The sequence below is a fragment of the Chryseobacterium tructae genome (genome assembly GCF_030409875.1).
In the GTDB taxonomy this organism is placed as follows: Bacteria; Bacteroidota; Bacteroidia; order Flavobacteriales; family Weeksellaceae; genus Chryseobacterium; species Chryseobacterium tructae.
Map to the genome: position 1 here is coordinate 3,561,917 of NZ_JAUFQR010000001.1, position 20,749 is coordinate 3,582,665.

Sequence of the window (20,749 nt, forward strand, 5' to 3'; positions counted from 1 at the left end):
AAATGAATTATAAAAACCCTGATGAACACGGATATTATGGAGAATTTGGAGGAGCTTTTATCCCCGAAATGCTTTATCCCAATGTAGAAGAACTTCAAAAGAATTATCTTGAGATCATTGAGTCGGAAGACTTTCAGAATGAATATCAGGATCTGCTTAAAAATTATGTAGGGCGGGCAACACCGCTGTACTTTGCTAAAAACTTAAGTAAAAAATACAATACACAGATCTATTTAAAGCGAGAAGATCTAAACCATACCGGAGCTCATAAGATCAATAATGCCTTAGGGCAGGTTCTTTTAGCAAAACGTCTTGGAAAAACAAGAATTATTGCAGAAACCGGAGCCGGGCAACATGGTGTAGCCACTGCGACTGCTTGTGCATTGCTTGGCCTCGAATGTATTGTGTATATGGGAGAAATCGACATTCAAAGACAGGCACCCAATGTAGCCAGAATGAAAATGTTAGGAGCAGAAGTGATTGCAGCCACTTCAGGATCAAAAACCCTGAAAGATGCGGTAAATGAAGCTTTAAGAGATTGGATCAACAATCCTGTAACAACACATTATGTCATTGGAAGTGTTGTTGGCCCTCATCCTTTTCCGGATCTTGTAGCAAGGTTTCAAAGCATTATATCAAAAGAAATTAAAGAACAGCTTAAAGAAAAAATTGGAAGAGAAAACCCTGATTATGTAATTGCTTGTGTAGGTGGCGGAAGCAATGCAGCCGGAACTTTCTATCATTTTGTAGAAGAAAAAGAAGTGAAAATTATTGCTGCTGAAGCCGGAGGACTAGGTGTTGACTCAGGAAAATCTGCTGCCACTACATTCTTAGGAACACTTGGGGTACTTCATGGAAGCAAAAGCCTTGTTATGCAAACTGCAGACGGACAGGTCATTGAACCTCATTCCATCTCTGCCGGACTTGATTATCCGGGAATCGGTCCTTTTCATGCCCATTTATTTCAGGAAAAGAGAGCAGAATTTTTCAGTATTAATGATGATGAAGCCTTGAAATGTGCTTTTGAACTAACTAAACTGGAAGGAATTATTCCTGCTTTGGAAAGCTCTCATGCTCTGGCAGTCTTAGACAAAAAGAAATTCAAAGAAGATGATGTGGTTGTTATTTGTTTAAGCGGTCGTGGAGATAAGGATATGGAAACATACCTTAAAAATCTGTAAAATGTAAAAAGTATTCATGTACATGGCCTTAAGAGATAAAACCAGATCGTAAATCCATTTTACATGAATACATCAAACAATAAAAAAATGAAAAAACTAAATATATACTTCACCGCAGGAATTCCACAGCTGGAAGATACTGCAGACATTATAAAACTCATCCAGGATTCCGGGGCAGATATGATTGAAATCGGAATGCCTTATTCCGATCCTGTAGCTGATGGTCCCGTGATCCAAAAAGCCCACGAACTTGCTTTACAAAACGGAATGACCATCGAGAAGCTTTTTTCCCAATTAAAAACCATCAAGAATGACATAAAAATACCCGTAATCTTGATGGGATATATCAATCCTGTATTGAGCTTCGGATTTGAAAACTTCTGTAAAGAATGTTCAGAGAGCGGTGTTTCAGGGCTTATTCTTCCCGATCTTCCTCCTATTGAATTTGAAAAAAACTATCAGCATATTTTAAAAAAATACAACCTTAATTTCACATTTTTGGTTACCCCTGAAACTTCGGATGAAAGAATACAATATTTGGATTCATTAAGTTCAGGATTCTTGTATGCTGTAAGCTCATCTTCCACTACCGGAAATGAAAACACCGTTCTAAAGAATGAGCATTATCTAAACCGATTGGCAGATCTTCCTCTTAAAAATTCTGTGATGATTGGCTTCGGAATAAAATCAAAGGCAGATTTTGAAAACGTAACTGAGAAGGCAGATGGCGGAATCATAGGAACAGCTTTTGTGAATGTTTTGCTTCAGGATAAAGATTGGAAGAAAAGTGCCATAGATTTTATCCATTCCATAAAAGCTTAAAATTCACTAAATTTGTATATCAAAAATTGAAATGAATACAAATCAAAATAAAGCAGTAGAATTTGAAGATTTAGGAATCAAAGAATATCAGCCCGCATGGGATTATCAGGAACAACTGATGAAGAGTATTATTGATATTAAAATAAAGAACCGCGATCTGCCTGCAGAACAGCATATCACGACTCCCAACCACCTTCTTTTAGTAGAACATCCTCATGTTTATACCTTGGGGAAAAGTGGGCATGAAGAAAATATGCTGGCCGGAATTGATAAGCTAAAGGAAATAGAAGCAACCTACGTTAAACGAATCGTGGTGGAGATATTACTTACCATGGTTACGGTCAGGTCGTTGGTTATCCCGTTCTGGATCTTGAAAATTTCTTTACGGATATCCATTTATATATGAGAAACCTTGAAGAGGTTATCATTAGAACCATTGGTGAATATGGACTTAAAGGAGAACGCTCTCAGGGGGAAACCGGTGTATGGCTGGATGTTGGAAAACCTTATGCAAGAAAAATTTGCGCAATGGGAGTGAAAGCATCCCGATGGGTTACTTTACATGGTTTTGCATTGAATGTAAATACAGATATGCGTTATTTTGAATACATTATTCCGTGTGGAATTAAAGACAAACAGGTGACTTCTTTAAAAAGAGAACTTGAAAGAGAATTGACGCCGGAAGAGATGGAGAATCTAAAAGCAAACATCAGAAAACACTTTGCTGATGTATTTCAGGCTGAATTGATTTATAAATAATCACAACAAAATAAAATATATGATCCCTGTGTATCTGCAACAATGATACACAGGGATCATTTTATGGATTAGGCCTATCCTTATTACTAAGAATAGGAGAATTTACTCAATTACTGCCCTTCTTGCCGAAAAGGGCTAATTTATTTTTTTTAAATAAAGAAGATTTTAATACCTCATCCCATAGGGTCTTAATACCCAGTTTTCATAGACATTCAACGGATATTTTATTTTTTTTGAAAAAATACTTGCATATGTTTTAATTTTTCATAATTTTATTATCACTAAATAGTGAATAAACAAAATGCTATTTAGTTGAAAAATCATTAACCACCAAAATATGAGAACTATGAAAAAATTTTTGCTATCCTTGATGGTATTTGCATCAGTACTATCAATGAATTCTTGTTCAGATTCCAGTGCGAATCAGGAGAATGTGAATCCTCAGTCTAAGGAAATGGCCATGAAAGACTATGGCAGAACTGTTCCGGTAGGGATAGATAAAGAAGATGGTAAATTTAAGGTTTCCTTTATTCTTTCTGCTCAGCCTTATGAAATTAAAGACACTAAAGAAAACGAGGCTTATATTTCAATGATCAGCCAGGCTGTAAAAAATGAATCTCCTGTTCATGTTTTCCTTAAGTCTAATTCTAATGAAATTGTAAAGGTAGAAAGCCCTACTCTGGAAGATATCAATTTCTTTAAATCAGCTTTAACAAAAGAAGTAAGGGCAGAAAAAGGGATTACCAATAAACTGGCCAGTGTCATTCCTGATTTGGCAACTTTAAACAGCTTATTTACTCAGATCAAAAACCAATCTTGTGGAACTTCTACAGCATCATCTCCTTGTATTACTTTCAGATATCCTGTAGACGGCTGCTATGCGAGAGCTCACAAGATGAGACAGATTTTAAACAATGCCGGATATGAATGTGAAAAACAATTTGTATATGGTAATCTAAGAGCTACCACGGGTACCTGCTGTGTATCGTGGGTATATCACGTTGCGATTCTTGTAAGCTTTAAAAATGCTTCCGGAGTTGTTGAAAAAAGAATTATAGATCCATCTCTGGTTTCAACAGGCCCTATTACTGATACTGCATGGAGAGCTGCATGTACTAACTCTACTTGTGGTTCAGCTTCGGTTTCTTCCTATGCTAATACAGCAGGAAATGTTTACTACAGAAATCCGGCAGGATCTCTATTATATGATAACAATCTGGTGAATACGAATTGTACTCTAACAGCATTTTCAGCTCTTTCCGGCTGTTCAGCTCCAGTACCGAGTACAGCACATTGTGGATTCTAACTAACTTTTTATAGAGCTCCTGCATTTATTGATATATTGCAGGAGCTTTTTACTCTATACTTTATTATTATGAAAGCCTGGACTTATCTATTATTAATCTTTATCATGATCACATCCTGTTCTTCTAATTCTGAATCCCAGAAATTAACATGGTATAATAATTCTACCATCAACAATATCCTGGAAGACCCGGATAAACCGGAAGAGGTTGTCCGTGTAGCCATTGGAATAAGTGCTCAGGTCTTTTATATTTCAAAAAAATCTGCTGACTATAAAACACTAATTGAAAAAGCTAATCTAAGTTTTAAAAAAGGTAAAGCTTATAATATAGGTGTTGAAAATAAAACCAATATAGTTAAACAGATCAATGAGGTTAAATAATCCTTTGTCAAGTTCAATCTACGATCTTATTACAGAAATTCCGGCATCTACCTTAATCTCCGCCCCATGAATATAGGATGCCTCTTCTGAAGCAAGGAACAAAACTGTATTAGCAATTTCCTCCGGGTTTCCCTGTCTCCTGAAAGGGATTGTTGGAATGATATTCTCAACGGCTTCTTCAATTTGATCAGGAGCTAAGCCTGTATTGTTGAAAATATTGGTCTTAATATGCCCGGGGCTCACCCCATTTACGCGGATTCCACGCTCCGTTAATTCTACAGCGAATGTTTTAATAAAAGACTGTACTGCCGACTTCGCTGCCGAATACACAGAAAAGCTGCTCATCGCAATTTCTGTAGCAACAGAAGTATTAAAAATAACAGAACTTCCTGATTTCATCAATGGTAACAATTGCTGAACGGTAAAAAAAGAGCCTTTTACCAATACATTAAACAGTTCATCAAATTGGTTTTCATCAACACTTTCAACGGGAGCAAATTTTCCATAGCCTGCATTGGCAAAAATAACATCAACCTTTTCAGTGTATTGCTTTACCTCTTCTTGTAAACGCAATAAATCTCTCATATTTCCAGCATCAGACACAATTCCAAAAGCATTCTCTCCTAATTGTGTTAAAGCTTTATGAACGGTTTCTTCGCTTCGCCCGGTAATTATTACACGACCTCCTTCTTCAATAAATTTTTGGGCAGTAGCTAGCCCCATTCCGTTTGTTCCGCCGGTAATTACTGCTGTTTTGTCTCTAAATCTTTGCATTGTTTTTTGGTTTTAAAATTCTATGGCAAAGATTGGAATCTCGATGATGGAAAAAAATCCAATTCATGTTGAAAATACAAAAATCGATTCATTTTATAAAATAAATAATCATCATCAATAAAATCTTTCAAAATTAAATTGTACACAATTTAATTGTCTATATATTTGCATAGATAATTGATCGCAAAATAAATAAATAATTACTTAATAATTTAAAATAAAAAAATGTCATTAATAGAAAACTTGAACTGGAGACATGCTGTAAAAGCTTATGACCCAACAAAAAAAGTATCAAACGAAGATTTAAATACTATTCTGGAAGCAGCGAGGCTGGCTCCTACTTCATCAGGGCTGCAGCCTTTCCGTATTATCGTAGTAGAAAATCAGGAATTAAAAGAAAAAATGATTGCAGGTGCTTTAAACCCTGAAGTGATGAGAGATTCTTCACATGTTTTGGTTTTTGCTGCATGGGACAGCTATTCTAATGAGAAAATAGATAAAGTATACGACCACCATACCGATGTAAGAGATCTTCCAAGAGGTCGTTTCGGAAGCTACACAGATAAAATTAAAGAAATGTATGGAGCGCAGACTCCTGAACAGCACTTTGCACACACTGCCCGCCAGACTTATATTGCTTTAGGAATTGCTCTTGCTCAAGCTGCAGAACTTAAAATCGACAGCACTCCGGCGGAAGGATTCAGCAATGAAATAGTGGATGAAGTTCTGGGATTAAAAGAATTAGGCTTAAAAAGTGTAAGTCTTTTATATCTTGGATACCGTGACGAAGCCAATGACTGGCTGTCTTCTATGAAAAAAGTCCGTCTTCCAATGGATGAATTTATCATTAAAAAGTAATACCTTCACGAATCTTTCGTACTTAACCTTATGGAACTTTCAAATACACCCAAACTAGAAAACCAGATCTGTTTCCCGTTATATGTAATCGCCAAGGAAATCACAGGATTATACCGCCCTTTTCTTGATGAATTGGACATCACCTACCCTCAATATCTCGTTATGATGATACTTTGGAATGGCGATGGGCTTACGGTAAGTCATATCGGAGAAAAGCTATTTCTGGATAGTGGAACGCTAACTCCCCTTCTCAAAAGACTGGAAACAAAAGGGTTTATCACGAGAAAACGTAAAAAAGAGGACGAGAGAGTTGTTGAAGTATTTTTAGACGAAGCCGGAAAACAGCTTCAAAAAAAAGCCTGTGAAATTCCGGGCAAGATCCAGGAAAAAATTGGGATACAACCTGAAGAACTATTGGAACTTAAAGAAACAGTCTTAAGAATATTAAACAAAATAGAAAAATAAATGAAAACGTTATATACAACAAAAGTGACTGCTACAGGCGGAAGAAATGGCCATGTAAAAAGTGAAAACGGAGTGTTGGATCTTGAAGTAAAAATGCCTAAAGCATTAGGAGGAGCTAATGATGACTTTACTAATCCTGAAATGCTTTTTGCTGCGGGATATTCTGCATGCTTCGACAGTGCATTGAACAGAGTGATCAGTTTAGGTAAAGTAAAAACCGGCGAAACTACTGTGACTGCTCAGGTAAGCATAGGACAGATTGAAAACGGAGGTTTTGGATTGGCTGTAGAACTGGATGTTAATATTCCTGGAGTTTCTATTGAGGAAGCACAAGCTTTAACGGAAAAAGCACACCAGATTTGTCCTTATTCTAATGCAACGAGAAACAATATTGAGGTGAAGCTTTCTGTCACCAATAATGATTAATCCAATTTTTTTATAATTATATTTGAAATGAGCTGTTTTTATCTCAAAAACAGCTCATTTTTTATTTTTGAAACAGTTTGACTATTCACAATAGCTGCTCTATTTAATCGTTTAACAAAATAAAGTATTGAGTATCATTAAATAATGAAAACACTACCTACCATACTATTTTCTTTAGGGCTTTTTTTAATTCCTTACAGCTGCTCTTTTGCACAAAAGAACATTTCTTTACAGCAGATTAATGAGCCTAAAGCAGCAACACATATTAACCAGCTTATAGATGCTAAAACCTGGAACTTGCTATTTCCCAACAGGAATAATATTCAGGGAAAAAATAGTAATCATCAGGATTTTTATTCTTATCAGGCATTTATAAAAGCTGCCGCTCACTTCCCTGATTTTCTGAATCAAGGAACTCAGGAAGATCAAAAGAGGGAGCTCGCTGCATTTCTTGCCAACATCGCTCAGGAAACAAGTGGCGGCTGGGATGATGCTCCGGGAGGTTATTATAAATGGGGACTTTATTTTATTGAAGAAAACAATAAGGGAAATGGGAATAATTATTCTGATGCTTCTAAGGTAAACTATCCACCTGCAGCAGGACAAGCTTATTACGGTCGTGGCCCTAAACAGCTCAGCTGGAATTACAACTATGGACAATTTAGTGAAGCTTGGTTTGGTGATAAAAATATACTTTTAAAAAAACCTGGACTTCTGGCTGAAAACAATGTTTTATCTTTTGCCTCTGCCATCTGGTTCTGGATGACCCCTCAATTCCCTAAACCTTCTTGTCATGATGTAATGATCGGAAAATGGCAGCCCACAGAAAAGGATACAGAAAGCGGAAGGATCTCTGGTTTTGGAACTACTGTAAATATTATCAATGGGGGGATTGAATGCGGACAATCTACCACACAGCCCAAAACAAAGTACCGTTATGAATACTATCGTTATTTTTGTCAATATTTTGGAGTAGATCCCGGACAAAACATTAGCTGCAGCACTCAAAAACCATTTGGTAATTAATCAAAAAGGTTACAGCATTGTGCTGTAACCTTTTTGATAGAGCTTATTATATGATCTGGACTCTATCTTTTATTCAGATCACTTTTCTGATAAGCATCTACCTTTTTATAGGAATCGTTTTTCTCTTTTTCTTTTTTATCAGAGATCAAAATTCCGAAAAGATGATCTATTTCGTGTTGGAAGATAACGGCTGTAAATCCTTCTACTACTTCTGAATATTTTTGCCCTTTCAAATCTACATATTCCAATTGAATGACTTTGCTTCTATAAAACTGATCCCTGAAATCAGGAATTGACAGGTCTCCTTCAGGTCCAAGGTTCTGCAAATCGGATCTCCAAACAATCACCGGATTGATGAAATATTCTAAAGGTGTTCCTTCTTTATCAAAACGCTGTACCCAGATTACCTTTCTGTTGATTCCTACCTGCGGGGCAGCAATTCCTACTCCACCATCGGTTGAAAGAAGCGATTCTTTCATTCTTTCACCAAAACAGCTGTATTAGGATCTGTTGGATTGATTTCTGAAGAAAGGCTCAACAATGTTTTATGCTGATGCGCATCGGTAGTCTGATAGATTGGTAAAGCAGAATTGACATCTCCTTCATTGATAATGGACAGTTCTGTGGAAGTGAGTTTCTGTGCATTAAGCAATACTGCAAAAAGTAAAAATAGAATGGATAATTTTTTCATGTTGACTGAAATGTTAAACAAAGGTAGAGATTGTCTGGTGAAAATGGATCATTGTGTTGGATTTTTTGGGCTGGAAGCTGGAAGTTACGGTGAGTCATTAATTCTATATTCGTATTTCAGTTCTTAAGTTTTGGCTAAAGCCATTGGAATTTTATATAAAAGAAGAACGGGCTAAAGCCCGTTCCTATTGAATTTGATATTGTTCTGATTATTTAAAAATCTGTGTAATCTGTGTGATCTGTGAGAAACAAAAATTAAAAAGTCTTCGTCATATCGCTTGGGATAATCAGATTGAATTCTGTTGGAATATAATCTTTTGAAGGAACTTTTAATTCCGGATCTTCTGATTCAAAAACAGAGATTACAGCCATTTTCAGATTTGGATTTTTCTGTTTGATATACCAATAAGTTCCACCAAATTCTTTACTGTGATAATTACCGTTATAATGAATAAAGGTCTTTCCTTCCTGTATATTTTTCAGAATAGACTCAGCCATTGTAGCATCCTTTGTTGCTTGGGCCGAAATAAAATTCATCACCTTTGTTCCTTCTGCATGGTCACCCATCATTGCCTTCATTTCCGGATATCCCGGAGTATCCAATGTTACTTTGATAGGTAACTGAGCAATGTACGTTTTTTCTTTCTCACTTAACTTATTCAAAGATTCCAATCCTTCTTTTGCTGTTTGTGAAGCATATCTTCGTGGAATATTCGTTGCTATGAAATTCAGTTTTTTATTTTTAGCAAAATCTACTAAAGGTTTATAGTCTGTTGCATAGTTATTCCATAAACGGGCAGAATCTTTAAATGTTTTGGCATCTAATTTTCCATTCAGATATTGATTAAGCTGAGCTTGATTATCTCTTTCAAACATTTCAGCTCCCAGAATAAGTTTTCCGTTTTTCTTTTCATACAAAGCTTCTGTAATTTTAAGCTGAAGCCAGTGATTAATAGAACTATTATGGTTTTCTCCAAAGAAAACAACATCGTACTCGGACAATTCCTTGATTAGCTTATCGGTTTTTACTTCTTTTCCTTTTTGATCATAAAACTGATAAGCTTTAAAGTTCTGTGCACTTAATGTACAAAACCCTGCAAGCAGCATCGCTATGAAAATATTCTTCATTTTATATCTTTACTATTTTAATTTAACTACAAATTACATAAATATCCGGTACAAATTGGCATTTTTAGCTTTTGCTCCTGACATAAAAAAGACCGCTTTGCATGTTACAAACAAAACGGCCTCCTTAAAAATTATCTAATTATTATTTCTCAAGAGATGCGACAAGGTCTTTCCATTCCTGAAGTTCTGGAATTCCAGGTTTTCTTTTTCCAAAGAACTGAACAATAAAATCTCCTTCTTTATTGAATACTTCAATAGCCGTAACTTCTCCGTCTTCAGTAGGTTTTTTTACAATCCATGCTTCTGCAATTTTAGTGACATCCAGGTGTAAGTTGAAATCAGGATCCATTACATTGAACCATTGTTGGTGCCAAAGTGTTTTCTTTACATTTCCTGTATGAATTTGAATGATTCCTCTGTTTCCTACGAAACCATAATTGGGGTATTCTTCTCAGAAGCTTCTTCAAGGACGTTTACTACTTTAGAATTATCAATTTTCTGAGTAAATCCTTCTGGTGCCAATCTTAAAGCCTGAGTTCTGCTTACTCCAAACTTTCTGGTCATCATAAAGAAATCGTGGGTATCTTTTAATTCTGTCCATGCCTTTTTAAATCCTTCAACATCTATTTCTGCATCCGGTTTTTCTGCTTGTTTTGGAGCTACTGCTTCAAAAGTGAAAGCTTGGTTTTGATCTTCTGCTTTGAATTTTTCAATGATAGCATCAAATGCAGCTTCATCGCTTTTCTTCGTCAAATAGATCTTATGCAATGCCAATCCGTCTTTTCCAAAGAACTGAAGGCTTTTTTTATCTCCTTCCACTACTGCAAAGGCAAATTTCCAATGGTTAAGGAAAATTCTAAGGTCAATATCTTCGCCAACGAAAAGTTGTGCATGTGGGCTGCTGAAATCTCCATTTAGGTAGGTTCCTTTTCTTTCATGAACACATTCATCATTACGGGTAAGAGCCATTACTTTTCCCAATTGCTCTGCCTCTGTAAGAATTCCTGGAAAATCAGGATTTAATACAGTTACTCCTTCTCCTACGCCTGTTGCTAATAATTCTGCCTCACTTACCCCAAACTGGGCAGCAGCATTTCTTATTCTTACGTGTGGATTTTCTGCTTTCAGAGCTTCCCATTTTTCTTTTAAATCATTAACTAATGTGCTCATTATCTTATTTTTTTATTGTTAAAATTGTATAGATTCTTTGTATAGTTTCGTTTCCTGTTTTGCTTTTTATCTGTTCTTCTTTTTCAGAAGTTTTCATTCTTTTAAAGTGACTTTTAGATACCAACTCTTCCATTTCATCATTATTATAAAGCGTGAAATTATAAGCGGTAAATGGCAGCTTTTCCATGAAATCTCTTTGCCCGAATGTCAGTACAAAGGTTCCTTTATCCTTTAAAACCCTGCAGATTTCATTTAAAAATTCAACTGGATTTTCCCAGAAGTAAACGGTATTGACTGTAAATATTTTGTCGAAAGTCTCATTTTCAAAAGGAAGCTTTGTTCCTTCATATAAAACGAATTCTGTCTGATCCTCAAACTTTTGATTCAGTCTTTTGGCTTCCAGATTCATGGTTTCAGAAATATCAATCCCTGTATATTTCAATCCTTTAGCCAGGCTGAGAATGCTTTTCACATGATCTGCATTTCCGTGGCCTATTTCAAGGATGTTTTCATCATCTTCAATCAAAAGGGTTCTGATACTTTCTAACGTCATACCGATGTTAGTGGCATTCATCATTTCTCCGATCTCTACGCCTTTTTCTCCCTGAGGGTTGGCAAGATTCTGTGCAAGGGTTTTTAGTTCTTCTTTTTCCATGGTTATCCAAAAATGATCATTGGGTTATTAGTAATGGGGTGTTCGCAAATGGTACACGGAAAGTTATAAGCATGACTGATATTTTCTGCGGTAAAGACTTCCTCTGGAGTTCCATAAGCGGAAACCTGTCCTGATTTCATTAATAAAATTTTATCTGCAAACTGTGCAGCAAGATTCAGATCATGAAGCACAACAATCGCACTGTTTGCTTTCCTGGTAAAATTTTTGATAATTTCCAACGCCTTATACTGATGCTTGATATCCAGATTATTCAGAGGTTCATCCAGAAAAACCAGTTTGTGAGCGACCTCATTTTCCAGTTGTGCCATTACTCTTGAAAGATGTACACGTTGTTTCTCTCCACCGGATAGAGTGTTATATTCTCTGTCTTTAAGATGAAAAATATCTGTTTCATACATCTTGTTGTTCATCGCTTCAAGATCTGCTTTTCCGGGTTGCGTATCAAAATAAGGATATCTTCCCATCATCACTACATCTTTTACCTCAAGAGGAATATCATTGCTGTTATGTTGTGAGAACTTGGCTTTATGTATTGAAAGATCTTTTACATTCCAGTCTTCAATGGGCTTATCTTTAAATAGTACCTTTCGTTTTTCAGATTTTACTTCATGAGCCAAAACACTTAAAAGACTTGATTTCCCAGCTCCGTTAGGGCCAACAATCGCTAAAAATTCTCCATATTCCAAAGAGACATCTACCCCATCCAGAATACGGAATTCTTTATGCTTATAGTTAATTTGATGTGCTTTGATCATTACAGTGATTTTTTAAATTTAACCAAAATAGCGATAAAAATAGGCCCGCCCATTAAAGCGGTCAAAATCCCGATCGGTAATTCTGAAGGCTCTACAATACTTCTGCTGAATGTATCTGCGGTTAGAAGCAGAATACTTCCACATACTGCAGACAGAGGCAGAATAAGGTATAATTGGATTTGAACAACAGTCTCAAAATATAAGGTACTATAAGACCTACAAAACCAATAGTTCCTGAAAACGCTACACAGGTTCCCACCATTAATGCTACAGTGATAATGATCTGCTTCTTCAGTCTTTCTACATTAATTCCTAAATGTTGTGCATCTTTTTCTCCCAGCATCATGGCATTCAAAGCTTTTCCTTTAGGCAGTAAAATAATATAGGCTCCGATCATTACAATGCCGAGAATAATATTCTTCGTCCATGTTGCAGCTGCTAAACTTCCCAGATTCCAGAATGTAAGGTCTCTAAGCTGTTCATCTTTTGAGATGTATATTAAAAATCCTGTGATGGAGAAACCTATTGCTGTAATAGCGACTCCCGTCAACAGCATCATAACCACATTGGTTTTTCCGCCACTTGTGGAAATTTTGTATACCAGCATCATGGATAAAAAAGATCCTATGAAAGCAGAAATACCTACTAATGAAAATTGTACAGCTTCAGGAAGATATTCTTTAAAGTGTCCACCTAAAACAATAGCAATAGCAGCTAGTAGTGTAGCTCCTGAGGTAAGACCTATTAAATCTCCTGTTGCCAGAGGATTTTTAAAAAGCCCCTGCAGGCTTGTCCCGGAAACGGATAACATCCCGCCAATTAAAATAGCCATAATAATTCTGGCTGCTCTTACATCCAAAACTACATATTTATCACTTAATGATAAATCAGAATCTCCTTGTATTACTTTTCCTAAAACATTAAATGCAGATTTACCACCAAAATCGTAAACCCCTGTATTAATAGACCATACTGCTATGATACCAAGCAGTACAGTACTTATTGTCATGTAAAAGTATAATTTACTTTGTGTTTTCAATTAAAAGTTTGTTTAATCCAACTGCTGCTTCTCCTAGTCTTGGCCCAAAACCTGAAACTAACCCTCCATCCATTGCGATGATCTTCTTATTTTTTCCGGCGTTTGTCTGTGAAACTCCAGGCATTTTAAGCGCTCCTTCATTTCCTCCTGCTCCCTGTAATCCTGTTTCAAAGAAGAATAGTACATCAGGATTAGCTTTTACAACAGCTTCCGGAGTTAACGGTTTGAAATCTTCAAACTCATTTACTGCATTTTCTCCCCCTGCAAGACTAATTAAAGAGGCCATTGGGGTATTTTTACCTGCTACCATCAGCATATTTCCTCTTGCATAAATGAATAAGACTTTAGGTTTTTTAGCTAATGGCTGAACCTGCTTCAGATCTGCATCAATTTTATCATTCAGTTTCTGATAATCTGTATTTCCGATTGCTTTGGCAACGTCTTCGATTAACTTTTTGGTTCCTTCCACCGTATATTCCTGCTTAAACACATCTGCTTTAATTCCTGATGACTTGATTTTCCCCATCAGTTCAGGGTTGATATCTTTATCAGAAGCAAGAATTAAGGTAGGACTTACAGCCATAATCGGCTCAATTGTGATAGATCTTACGTGCCCCAGATTTTTAGCTGTAGCTTTTAAACTTGCCGGATACGTACTGGTAACATCTGTTCCTACAATTTCTTTTTCGTGACCTAAAGCACTTACAATTTCAGTAATTCCACCGTTTAAGGTTACAATTTTATTATTGCTTTTTGGAGCTTCTGAAGAAGCTTCTGTTGTATTTTCTTTTTTTGCACCTTCTTCTTTTTTGCAAGAGTATACTGCTACAAGAACAGAAGCTGCAAGGATGAATTTTTTCATAGATAGATATTTTTATTTTTTCTAATTCTGATACTATTCTTTGGATGTACTATAAAGGATCGAATTCAAAGTTGGTAAAACCACGTTCGCCTGATTTGCTATTTTTCATGGTATTAAACCTCAATTTAAAATAGAAACCTTCAGCATCTTTCAGTACAAAGAAACGATCTGAGTATACAAACGGAACAGGATTCGCTGATGTTCCGGTAGTGGTTCTCCATTTATCTCCAATCGCTCTGTGGTCATTAAAAACAAATTTATTAGCATCTACATCTTTTAGTTTGAATGCACTATATGCATCATCAAGACTTCCGGTTACATTTACCTGATAAGCACCTACTCCATTAAGGGTATTGGTTACGATAAAATCAGCATAAAAATAACTTCCGGCACTATTTCCTGGCGAGATGAATACTTCATTGGTAAATGTAGTAAATGCCAGATCCCATTTTTTCTTTTTAGGTTGAATTTTTACAGGAGTTCCTGTTTTAAGATTAAAGAATGCAAAATTATATTCTGTATCTTTTGCAATGATGTATTCTTTGATATTTGTGCTTTCAGCATTTAAATCTGCATAACGAATTTTATATCCATTCTGTGCTCTTACAATCTGAACTTTCTTCCAGCCTCTTGCATCTCCGGATAATGAAACAGCTCCAGCAGGTACATTTCCTGCAGCTGGCATTTCTCTACCCATATTAACCAGATAGATGGGATTATCGGCATCATTTTCTTTGATCGTCTCAAATCCTGAAGTCTGTGTTAGAAAATTTCCGTTTGGATTATCAATATATTTCAGGTTTTCAGCATCAAAAGTTCCTACCTGAGCAATTTCCATAAGACTTTCTACATTCTTTTCTTTTACTTTACCAAGGTCTGTAGCATTAGGTATTTTAATGACAGTCATGGCAAGAGAACCATTCATGATCACACGAAAATCGTCCCCGGTATAAAACCCAAGATCCCAGTCTGTTCTTTTGTTAATACTTGGATTTTCAAATTCACTCAGATCAATCCAAACCTGATTAGGTTCTGTGGCTCCCCCTATTGTAACATTTACTTCAGATCCTGTCATAGGACGAACAGCCACCGGATCTTCGTCTGCAGAAAGGCATGACTGTGTAGCAGCCATAATAGAAAGAAGAGATAATATTTTTAAATATTTCATAATAGTAACCTGTTATTTAAAATTGAAACATAAGTCTTGCAAAATAGCTTCTACCATAATATAAATTAACTGTTCCGGAAGCTGCCGTATGTGCTGAGCCTGCCATAGCGGTAGATCTTACACTTGTTACATCAAAAATGTTTTTAACTCCCACAGCAATCTCAAAATGGTTATTCCAGAAAGGCTGGCTTACGATGAAATCCATCATATGGAATCCATCTGTTTTACCAAGTCGAACGCCCCCGGCTGCATCGGATACATAAAGCCTGTCGTCTCCTGTATATTTATAATAAAGTGAAAAGTTGGTGTCTGTATTTTTTAGCTTGTATGTTGCTGAAGCTCCTGCCTGTACGAGATATTGGAAATCTTCAGGGGCACCATTTTTTACCTCTGTCATACTAACGGATGTTCCATTCACAGATCCTCTTACGGAAAAAGCAAACTGATCTTTTCTGAAATCTACATTGGCAGACAACAACATATTCTTATATCTATTGATATTCATATATTTATACGTAGAAGGTTCTTTGATGATCATCATGTCGATCCTGTCGCGTACATCAAGGTATAATGCATCTACACTGTATGCAATTCTCCAGTCATTGCCTGTTGTAAAATTTTGATCCCAAAAAGCTCCTATTGAAAAGCCGGTTTCAGGTTTTAAATCCGGATTCCCTTGTATATCATGATTAAGGTTCACAAAATAAGTATACAGTTCATCATACTTTGGAAAACGGTTGGCTGATCCTACAATGGCTCTAATATTTGAATTTTCTGAAGTCTTATATCTTGCGGAAAGTGAATAATTATACTGATTCGCAAAATTTTCACTTAGGGATAGCCTTACCCCTGGTCTTACAGAAAGGCGGTCTGAAATATTCCATTCTGCAGAAAGGAAATTGGAATAAGTAAAGATTTTTCTTTTTACGGCTTCTCCAAAGAAATCACCCGCAATCAAAGCAGCATATCCGTTGGTATGATCCAATTCATATCCAAGCTGGAAATCAAAAGTTTTATTGTCCAGGAAATTGCTGAACATCCCTCTTGAATAGATTACATCTGTTTTATAATAAGATTTTTCTTCCTGCTCACTTTTTACAAACCTGTTGGGAATATCATAGTTGTAATCAAAATACCTTCTGTCCTGATTTTGGTAAGAGAAATCTCCCATGTATCGGATGTGTCCCAGATTCGTCTGAATATTAAACTGATGGATCCAACGGTGTGTATTGTATTTTCTATCCCTGCTTTCATATTCTACTCCTCCTAGCCCATCGTTAAGAGGTCTTCTGCTAACTTCAGGATTATAGAAGTTGAAATTCTCTTTCAGGTAAGACATCTTATAGAAGAATGATGTCTTGTTTTTTGAATATCTTACCAATGCAGAAGCTTCATACTGATCTTTCGGGTTCCATTCATATCCTCTTTTACCATCCTGACCGAAATATTTGTATCCTTCACTATTCCCTTCATATCCCATAAATTGATTATGGTTGAAGTTCACATTCGCAAACCATTCATTATTAATATTATAATCAACATTCAGATTCTGAATATGTCTTCCCTTTCCTTTTTTCTTAAGATCGTAATTATCCCTTACTGTTTCTTCCTGAAGTGATCCTCTTACACTGACCTTCTTTGTATTATTCTTTTTTGTAATGATATTGATTACCCCGGCTACAGCACCATTTCCATATTCTACTCCCATACTTCCCTTAACAATCTCAATACGCTCAATGTTACTTAAAGCAATTTTAGTAAGGTCAATATTACTGCCCAATCCTGTATCTCCTACTACCGGAATATTGTCGATCAAGATCTTTACATAATCTCCATTAAGTCCCATAATATTGGCCGTAGAATTACCTGATCGGGAATCCGGAGTAACCTGAATATTAAGACTTTGATTCAAAACATCAGCTACATTGTTGGCCGCCATATTTTTGATTTGTACGGCATCTATAACGTCAACTTTATATATGGATTTATTGATAGACTGTTGTTTATACTGTCCTGTAATAACAACTTCTTCGACTTTCTTTTGATTAAGAGAATCCTTTTCTTGCGCATTCATCCAAACCGCTATGGATAATGACAGAATGGAAAGTACCTTCTTCTTCATAAGGGTAAAAAATTTTCGACAAATATAATGCTTTATTTAGAACAAGTAAAAATAATTATACAATTTGATGGAATAATTCTAAATAAAAATAATTGAGTAATATGGATATTTTTTTTGAAAATACGAGTATGTAAAGCTATTAGAGAAGATATAAAAATCAGATTTTTCAAAAAATTACTTCCAGTAAAGCCATCTTAATAAAGATGTCCTTATAAAGTGCTATTATTTATATAAACCTAATAGTAGTGCTACTTTCAAGACATTTTTCTTTTTCTTAATCCTTCCCTCTTTAAAAAAAACAAGATAAAAATCATGTTTTTATTTAGAATGATTAAAAATAATTATATACTTTTGTGGAATAATTCTAAATAATAATTTAAAAAATAAATTATGAAAACAAAACTATTATTGGCTTCAATGTTTGCTCTTACTGTTCAACAAACAGTTCTTGCACAGACAGATGCATTAGGATACACACAGGCAAATATGACATTGGGAAATGGATATCAGAATCGTGCATTCTTTAATCTCTCTAATGGGAATATCGTTTCTCAACCTGCAAATACATGGGATATTGCATTCTATAGAAACTCAAATTTTTCAGTAGGAACAAGAATTAATGATGCTAAAAACATTGAAGTATATACCGCTGCCACTAGCTTAGCCGAATGGGATAATATCAGTATCAACAACGAAGCGTCATGGGGCGAGCCGCTTTACAATCCTGACCAAATTACGGATTGGAGCCAGGGAGCTTTTGAACAAGGCCCTATTACTTCTCCTAATCCTAATCTTCCTGCAACAGGTTGGGGAATTTACAATGGATTAACTCACCACATCGTAGGTAAAGCAATTTTTGTTTTAAAATATGCTACAGGAGATTACATTAAATTTGCGATCGAAGATGCATTTATGGGATATACCTTTAAATATGCCAAATGGAATGGTACTGCGTGGGGTGCAACAGAAACAAAAACTCTGGCGAACGGAACAGATGATGCATTTTTCAACTATTTCTCCTTTGATACCGGAGCAAAAGTTCCTAATATGGAACCCTCTAAAAATGCATGGGACTTAGTGTTCACAAGATATTTTACAGATTATCCTTATGTAGATCAGCAAGGGAATCCACAAACAATGAAATACAGAATGGCTGGTGTTATCCAGAGTCCTAATATCTCTGTGGCTAAAGTAAGACCAGAGGTACAGGCAATCGCTACAGGAACTTTACCTACAGCATACTCTAATAATATAACTACGATTGGACATTCATGGAAACCTACTTCAGGAATTTATAATGATGTGGTTTATTATGTGAAGCAAGGGACGGATTACTACAGATTGTATTTCACTTCTAATGAAGGTTCACAAACTGGTAATATGTATTTCAAATACAAAAAGATCACCGGATCACTAGGAGTTACTGAAGTAAGCAAAAAAGCTTCTTTTGGAATCTATCCAAACCCGACAACGGCAGATAAAAGAGTAACTGTTTTGTTTGATGTAAAGGAAAAAGCAAGTAACAAAGGAAGTGTAGAAGTATACGACCTTACCGGAAAAAAAGTATATACTGCTGAATTAACTAATCAAACAGGATTTTACAGTCAAGACATGAACTTGTCGCACCTAACTTCAGGAAACTATATGGTAAAAATTACCTTTGGAGGAACTTCTGAAACGAAAAAACTTATTGTGAAATAATATTTTACTCAAAATACTTTCTATTTTTTCTAATAAAAGGGCGGCTTCAGTATTCTGAAACCGCCTTTTATTTTATCATACTCAAAGCTGGAAACCGATTAATAATATTCAGTAATCATATAGCTAAAAGGAGCTTACAGCCTTCCTCTTCCTGCTTCCAGCTCTTATCATTTAATAGATTTTAAATCCTTTGTAAACTTCCGCTCCACTTTCCATGATCTTGGAAGCATCCTTACGAAAATCCAATAAATGATCCTGTCCGTTGTGTCTGTTGTGATGATCTACACTTTCCCAAAGTTCAATCAGGAAGAATGTACCTTTGTTATCTTTATCTTCAACAAGATCATACTGCAGACAGCCTTCTTCTTTTCTTGTCTCTTTTACCAGATTTTGAAAAAGCTCTACTGCTTCCATCAAATAATTTTCATTAAACTTAAAAAGTGCAATGATATGTAAGTTCATATTCTAATATTTATTGATGTAAAAGTAAAATATTTTCAAAATCAAATTTCTTTTTAATCTCTTTATTTTTATCTATTAAAGCATATTTTTCAACTGAGTGCTGATTTATAAATAGTTATAGAACTCATTACAATCACCAATACTCCAATAACAATAAACATTTTTTTCACAGGAAGCTTTGCAGTAAGCATTGCGGAAAAAGGAGCCGTAATAATTCCTCCGATCAGAAGCCCTAAAATAATATTCCAGTGCTGAATTCCAAGGGTTAGAAAAAAGGTAGTGGCGGCTGTTATGGTCAGGATAAACTTGGCAACAGTGGAACTTCCTACTGCAAATCTTGGAGTAAATGCATTTTTGATAAGAGTTCCAGTTACTAATGGCCCCCAGCCTCCTCCTGCAAAGGAATCTATGAATCCTCCAATCACTCCAAGTCTTGTAAGATTGGTTTTCCTTTTAAGAGCTTTACTTTGTTTATCTTTAAAAGCATTGGAAAGAATTTGGAATCCAAGGTATAAGGTATAGAAAGCAATGATCGTTTTGGTAATCTTTGCATAATATTCGCCAAAATAGGTAAGACTTACTGCTCCAATAATTGCTCCAATAACTGCCGGAATAGCTAATTTTTTCACCAGACTTTTGCTTACATTTTTAAGCTTAATATGACTTATACTTCCTGCTGCTGTGGTAAAACTTTCTGCAGAATGAATACTTGCACTTACAATATGAGGAGGAATATTCAGAAACATTAAAGTCGTTGTACAGATAACGCCATAGCCCATCCCCATTGATCCGGCTACAATTTCTGCGAAAACACCCACCAGAAGCATCCAATAAAAAATATAATGATCCTTCGCCAAAACCTGTTGCAATTCATCAAAATATCCCAATTCATACAGCGAAAAAAGAGCAATTGATCCTAAAGCAATCGTTACAAACAATATATTAAGCCTTATCTGAATCTTTCTTGTAATGACCATA

The 20,749-nt window shown here is 35.7% G+C and carries 20 protein-coding genes and 3 pseudogenes; 10 read left to right on the forward strand and 13 right to left on the reverse strand.

Features of this window, described 5'->3' with window-relative positions; all coding sequences use genetic code 11:
* The first annotated feature begins 2 nt into the window (after window positions 1-2).
* The 5 genes and pseudogenes from trpB (at window position 3) to QWZ06_RS17750 (ending at window position 4,449) form a co-directional block, all read left to right on the forward strand.
* Window positions 3-1,181, forward strand: coding sequence for a tryptophan synthase subunit beta (trpB, locus tag QWZ06_RS17730; protein ID WP_290300044.1), 1,179 nt, complete (start codon window positions 3-5; stop codon window positions 1,179-1,181).
* Window positions 1,182-1,244: 63 nt separating this feature from the next.
* Window positions 1,245-2,003 carry a tryptophan synthase subunit alpha gene (trpA, locus tag QWZ06_RS17735; protein WP_290300046.1) on the forward strand — a complete coding sequence of 253 codons (759 nt, stop codon included), beginning with the start codon at window positions 1,245-1,247 and terminating at the stop codon, window positions 2,001-2,003.
* 31 nt (window positions 2,004-2,034) lie between these two features.
* Window positions 2,035-2,762: pseudogene (gene lipB / locus QWZ06_RS17740) on the forward strand (lipoyl(octanoyl) transferase LipB).
* A 346-nt stretch (window positions 2,763-3,108) separates the two neighbouring features.
* On the forward strand, window positions 3,109-4,068 hold the full coding sequence (locus tag QWZ06_RS17745) for a protein-glutamine glutaminase (RefSeq protein WP_290300048.1): 960 nt from the start codon (window positions 3,109-3,111) through the stop codon (window positions 4,066-4,068).
* Between the two features lie 69 nt (window positions 4,069-4,137).
* On the forward strand, window positions 4,138-4,449 hold the full coding sequence (locus tag QWZ06_RS17750; protein ID WP_290300050.1) for a hypothetical protein: 312 nt from the start codon (window positions 4,138-4,140) through the stop codon (window positions 4,447-4,449).
* Window positions 4,450-4,467: 18 nt separating this feature from the next.
* On the opposite strand, the gene QWZ06_RS17755 is transcribed toward QWZ06_RS17750, so the two are convergent.
* Window positions 4,468-5,223: an SDR family oxidoreductase gene (locus tag QWZ06_RS17755; protein ID WP_290300053.1), complete on the reverse strand. Its 756-nt coding sequence runs from the start codon at window positions 5,221-5,223 to the stop codon at window positions 4,468-4,470.
* Window positions 5,224-5,448: 225 nt separating this feature from the next.
* On the opposite strand from QWZ06_RS17755, the gene QWZ06_RS17760 reads away from it, so the two are divergent.
* From QWZ06_RS17760 to QWZ06_RS17775, 4 genes are all read left to right on the forward strand, one after another.
* On the forward strand, window positions 5,449-6,081 hold the full coding sequence (locus QWZ06_RS17760; protein ID WP_290300054.1) for an NAD(P)H-dependent oxidoreductase: 633 nt from the start codon (window positions 5,449-5,451) through the stop codon (window positions 6,079-6,081).
* A 30-nt stretch (window positions 6,082-6,111) separates the two neighbouring features.
* Window positions 6,112-6,546, forward strand: a complete 435-nt coding sequence (locus QWZ06_RS17765; protein WP_290300057.1) for a MarR family winged helix-turn-helix transcriptional regulator — start codon at window positions 6,112-6,114, stop codon at window positions 6,544-6,546.
* Window positions 6,547-6,972 (forward strand): organic hydroperoxide resistance protein, encoded by a 426-nt coding sequence (locus QWZ06_RS17770; RefSeq protein ID WP_290300059.1) that lies wholly within the window; start codon window positions 6,547-6,549, stop codon window positions 6,970-6,972.
* Window positions 6,973-7,116: 144 nt separating this feature from the next.
* Entirely contained in the window at window positions 7,117-7,998 is an 882-nt protein-coding gene (locus tag QWZ06_RS17775) for a chitinase (protein WP_290300061.1), read from the forward strand.
* A gap of 62 nt (window positions 7,999-8,060) precedes the next feature.
* On the opposite strand, the gene QWZ06_RS17780 is transcribed toward QWZ06_RS17775, so the two are convergent.
* The 10 genes and pseudogenes from QWZ06_RS17780 to QWZ06_RS17825 form a co-directional block, all read right to left on the reverse strand.
* Complete coding sequence (locus QWZ06_RS17780; protein ID WP_290300063.1) at window positions 8,061-8,477, reverse strand: peptide deformylase; 417 nt, start codon at window positions 8,475-8,477, stop codon at window positions 8,061-8,063.
* Window positions 8,474-8,689: a hypothetical protein gene (locus QWZ06_RS17785; RefSeq protein ID WP_290300065.1), complete on the reverse strand. Its 216-nt coding sequence runs from the start codon at window positions 8,687-8,689 to the stop codon at window positions 8,474-8,476. Before QWZ06_RS17785 ends, QWZ06_RS17780 begins: the two co-directional genes overlap by 4 nt.
* Before the next feature lie 254 nt (window positions 8,690-8,943).
* Window positions 8,944-9,816, reverse strand: a complete 873-nt coding sequence (locus QWZ06_RS17790; RefSeq protein ID WP_290300067.1) for a ChaN family lipoprotein — start codon at window positions 9,814-9,816, stop codon at window positions 8,944-8,946.
* A gap of 142 nt (window positions 9,817-9,958) precedes the next feature.
* Window positions 9,959-10,986: pseudogene (locus QWZ06_RS17795) on the reverse strand (hemin-degrading factor).
* 4 nt (window positions 10,987-10,990) lie between these two features.
* Complete coding sequence (locus tag QWZ06_RS17800; protein ID WP_290300068.1) at window positions 10,991-11,641, reverse strand: class I SAM-dependent methyltransferase; 651 nt, start codon at window positions 11,639-11,641, stop codon at window positions 10,991-10,993.
* 2 nt (window positions 11,642-11,643) lie between these two features.
* Window positions 11,644-12,417 (reverse strand): heme ABC transporter ATP-binding protein, encoded by a 774-nt coding sequence (locus QWZ06_RS17805; protein WP_290300070.1) that lies wholly within the window; start codon window positions 12,415-12,417, stop codon window positions 11,644-11,646.
* Window positions 12,417-13,456 (reverse strand): annotated as a pseudogene (locus QWZ06_RS17810) (FecCD family ABC transporter permease). Before QWZ06_RS17810 ends, QWZ06_RS17805 begins: the two are co-directional and overlap by 1 nt.
* Window positions 13,440-14,318: a heme/hemin ABC transporter substrate-binding protein gene (locus tag QWZ06_RS17815; protein WP_290300071.1), complete on the reverse strand. Its 879-nt coding sequence runs from the start codon at window positions 14,316-14,318 to the stop codon at window positions 13,440-13,442. The pseudogene QWZ06_RS17810 and the gene QWZ06_RS17815 overlap by 17 nt, the downstream one beginning before the upstream one ends.
* A gap of 49 nt (window positions 14,319-14,367) precedes the next feature.
* Window positions 14,368-15,486, reverse strand: a complete 1,119-nt coding sequence (locus tag QWZ06_RS17820; RefSeq protein ID WP_290300072.1) for an HmuY family protein — start codon at window positions 15,484-15,486, stop codon at window positions 14,368-14,370.
* Window positions 15,487-15,502: 16 nt separating this feature from the next.
* Window positions 15,503-17,608, reverse strand: a complete 2,106-nt coding sequence (locus tag QWZ06_RS17825; protein WP_290300073.1) for a TonB-dependent receptor plug domain-containing protein — start codon at window positions 17,606-17,608, stop codon at window positions 15,503-15,505.
* A gap of 390 nt (window positions 17,609-17,998) precedes the next feature.
* On the opposite strand from QWZ06_RS17825, the gene QWZ06_RS17830 reads away from it, so the two are divergent.
* A complete protein-coding gene (locus tag QWZ06_RS17830; RefSeq protein ID WP_290300074.1) occupies window positions 17,999-19,309 on the forward strand; it encodes a T9SS type A sorting domain-containing protein in 1,311 nt (436 codons plus the stop codon).
* Window positions 19,310-19,480: 171 nt separating this feature from the next.
* On the opposite strand, the gene QWZ06_RS17835 is transcribed toward QWZ06_RS17830, so the two are convergent.
* Window positions 19,481-19,771: a putative quinol monooxygenase gene (locus QWZ06_RS17835; RefSeq protein ID WP_290300075.1), complete on the reverse strand. Its 291-nt coding sequence runs from the start codon at window positions 19,769-19,771 to the stop codon at window positions 19,481-19,483.
* A gap of 89 nt (window positions 19,772-19,860) precedes the next feature.
* Complete coding sequence (locus tag QWZ06_RS17840; protein WP_290300076.1) at window positions 19,861-20,748, reverse strand: sulfite exporter TauE/SafE family protein; 888 nt, start codon at window positions 20,746-20,748, stop codon at window positions 19,861-19,863.
* Window position 20,749: the final 1 nt, after the last annotated feature.